The organism is Nocardia sp. No.11 (assembly GCF_038752175.1).
GTDB lineage: Bacteria > Actinomycetota > Actinomycetes > Mycobacteriales > Mycobacteriaceae > Nocardia > Nocardia canadensis.
Map to the genome: position 1 here is coordinate 1 of NZ_JBCGFB010000275.1, position 623 is coordinate 623.

Here is a 623-nt window from a genome sequence, read left to right on the forward strand (position 1 = left end):
AAGACGCCGCGGCGGCAGCCGGTGGCGGCTCCCAGGCCGTGGGCGCTGCCGGCGGCACGGGTGCGAGCCCTGCGGGTTCGCGGGACTCCGGTGCCGCGCAGCCGGGCTCCGGTGATGCCGACGCGCCCACCGTGTCCGGAGTCGTTGCCGACAAGGATGTTTCGCGGTCGGGCGGGGCCGACGCGACCGAGAAGTTCCAGACCGGAGCGGGTTCCGGCGGCCAGGGCACGTCAGCGGGCCGTCCCGGCGGGGAGGCACGCGGCGCGGGTGATCGGCCGGGCGCGGCGGCCGCCGCTGGAGCGGCTTCGTTGCGGAAGGGCGGGGGTGAGGTGCCCGCGTCGGAGGATCAGACCATCGCGATGCGGGTGGTGAATCCGGCGGACGCGCCGACCACCGCGATGCCGGTGCAGCGGCCGCAGAACACGGATCGGGTGGTGCCGTCCGCGGGTGGCAGGCCGATGACGCCGCCGCCGAATACGCCACGGGGTCCCGCGGGGCCTCGGCAGGCGGGGCATCAGGGGCCCGCCGGGCCGCATGGGCCGGGGATCGAGGAGACGCAGCCGTCGCCGCCGCGTGGACCGAGCGCGCCGCCCAAGCAGGCGTCGGCACCGTCGCCCGCCGAC

General features: G+C 77.7%; 1 pseudogene. It reads left to right on the forward strand.

From position 1 onward, the window contains the following. Positions 1-131 precede the first annotated feature (131 nt). Positions 132-623 (forward strand): annotated as a pseudogene (locus V8688_RS32025) (hypothetical protein); the annotation flags it as partial.